At 59.7% G+C, this 290-nt stretch carries 1 protein-coding gene; it reads left to right on the top strand.

Annotated features, from left to right (window positions below; translation table 11 throughout):
• Nucleotides 1-290: IS66 family transposase (locus tag BZJ21_RS15830; protein WP_131826370.1), on the top strand; the 290-nt coding region annotated here is incomplete at both ends.

The raw sequence follows: 290 nt of genomic DNA on the forward strand, positions 1-290 counted from the left end.
CGCCTTCCATGAGTGGCTGGATAAAGCCGCCGCCAGACTGTTACCGAACAGCCCGATGGGAAAAGCGGTCAGCTATACGCTGAAACAATGGCGTTACCTAGAGAAGTATGTCGAAGACGGCGGCTACCCGATAGACAACAATCAGGTCGAGCGGGAAATCCGCCCGGTGGCGACCGGGCGGAAGGCTTGGCTGTTCGCGGACACCCAAAGCGGGGCGAATGCCAGCGCCGTCTGGTTCAGTATCATGCTGACCTGTCGTGCCAACGGTGTGGAGCCCTATGCCTACCTGC

The organism is Salinivibrio costicola subsp. alcaliphilus (genome assembly GCF_001996185.1).
Taxonomy (GTDB): Bacteria; Pseudomonadota; Gammaproteobacteria; order Enterobacterales; family Vibrionaceae; genus Salinivibrio; species Salinivibrio costicola.